The following is a 1,662-nucleotide window of genomic DNA, read 5'->3' as shown; positions in this document are numbered from 1 at the left end:
CGAGGTCATCGCCGAGCACCTCGGCGAGACCTCCCCGACCGTCGACGAGTCCTCCAACGAGGAGCACGACGACACCCGCACGGACTCCCCCGAGTCCGAGTGACCCCCAGGAGGTGAGCAGCCGTGACCGGAATCCTCAACGCCGACCAGGAGACTGTCGAGAAGTTCTTGCTGCGGCCGCTCACCTCCCAGGAGGCCACCTACGTGGAGGGCCTCCTCAACACGGCGTGGTTCCGCCTTCTCCTGGCACTTCCCTCGCTCCCGGCCCGCCTCGCGGCCAAGGAGCTCGAGCAGACGATCGTGGACGACGTGGTCGCCGAGATGGTCGCCAACGTCCTCAAGAACCCCAGCGGCGCACGCTCCCGCACGACGACGATCAACGAGTCGATGTCCCTGGACGACTACTCCGAGCAGACGCAGACCTCCACCCAGGAGACCATCGACCGCGCGCTCGCGGAGGGGATGCTCTACCCCACGGAGTCCCAGCTGGCCCTGCTGCGGCCGGTGCGATCGGGCGCATTCACGATCCGGCCGGGTGCCTGATGCGCAGCCCGGAGGAGATCGAGGCGTGCCTGCTGCGTGGGCGCGCGGCCGCGGAGGCGCTGATGACCACCAGGGTGCGCGTGCACCGGGCCACGGGCCGCAAGACCACGGACCCGCGCACGGGCGTCGTCACCGCCGAGACCAGCGTGGTCTACGGCGACGGCACGGACGGCGATGTCGGCAAGGTGCAGACCGGCGCCGGCGGCCCACGGGGCCGGACGGACGTGGCCGGCCGCTTCGCCGTCGTCGAGGGCCCCCGAGTGGATCTGCCGGTCCGCTCGCGGTGCGTCGCGGGCGACATCGTTGAGGTCCTCGCCTCACGCATGGATCCCGACCTCGCCGGCCTGCGGCTGGAGCTGCGTGAGCTGGACCGTGGCGAGTACCGCACGGCAGACCGCTGGTCAGCGGAGCTGGTGACCCGATGAACGGGTCCGAGGAGCTCCGGGCGTACGCGACGAACCTGGGCCGCATCGGCCTCGAGGTGGCCGGCGAGGTCGACAAGGTGCTCAAGCGCGGCGCCCAGAACATCAAGACCGGGCTGCAGGAGAACCTGCGGGAGTCGAAGCACTTCCGGCAGGTGGCCGCCTCGATCAGCTACGACCAGATCGGCGGCGTCCGCGCGCTCGGTTACGAGGTCGGCCCGGACAAGGACCGGCACGCCGGCGCACTGGCGAACGTCGCGTTCTTCGGCACCTCCCGCGGCGGCGGCACGGTCGACTTCGACGGGCCGCTACGCGAGGAGGAGCCCCGCCTGGTCGGGCACCTGCAGGAGCTGCTCGGCCGGATGGGAGGGGACCTGTGACTCTCTCCGCTCACGAGGAGCTGCTGCAACTGCTGGCCGGCACCGGGTTCACGGTGCACGACGGCGAGGTCCCCGCCAACCCGGCATACCCGTACGTGCTGGTGACCCCGCGCCGCCCGTGGATCCGTGACCGCGCGCTCTCCCGCGCCCGGCATGGTCGCCGCGTCTCGTGGCTGCTCACGGTGGCCGGCCTGTCCTCAACCGCGGTCCTCGTGCTCATCGACGGGTGCGTCTCCGCACTGGACGGCGCCCGCGTCCTGGGGCAGCGGCTGGAACTCGAACCCGGCGGTGCGGACATCCTCACGGACGACGAAACC

Annotated in this window: 4 protein-coding genes; all 4 read left to right on the top strand. The window is 71.4% G+C overall.

What is annotated here, in order from left to right:
- The first annotated feature begins 123 nt into the window (after window positions 1-123).
- On the top strand, window positions 124-543 hold the full coding sequence (locus ACI2L3_RS40260; protein WP_350749494.1) for a hypothetical protein: 420 nt from the start codon (window positions 124-126) through the stop codon (window positions 541-543).
- Entirely contained in the window at window positions 543-968 is a 426-nt protein-coding gene (locus ACI2L3_RS40255) for a DUF6093 family protein (protein ID WP_350749491.1), read from the top strand. The genes ACI2L3_RS40260 and ACI2L3_RS40255 overlap by 1 nt, the downstream gene beginning before the upstream one ends.
- The gene (locus ACI2L3_RS40250; RefSeq protein ID WP_350749488.1) at window positions 965-1,345 is read left to right on the top strand and encodes a hypothetical protein; all 381 of its coding nucleotides are present in this window, start codon (window positions 965-967) and stop codon (window positions 1,343-1,345) included. Before ACI2L3_RS40255 ends, ACI2L3_RS40250 begins: the two co-directional genes overlap by 4 nt.
- On the top strand, window positions 1,342-1,662 hold a 321-nt coding region (locus ACI2L3_RS40245), incomplete at its 3' end, for a hypothetical protein (protein ID WP_404757440.1). The genes ACI2L3_RS40250 and ACI2L3_RS40245, both read left to right, overlap by 4 nt.

Source organism: Streptomyces sp. NPDC029674 (assembly GCF_044903205.1).
Lineage (GTDB): Bacteria > Actinomycetota > Actinomycetes > Streptomycetales > Streptomycetaceae > Streptomyces.
This window is presented reverse-complemented; position numbering and strand designations above follow the sequence as displayed.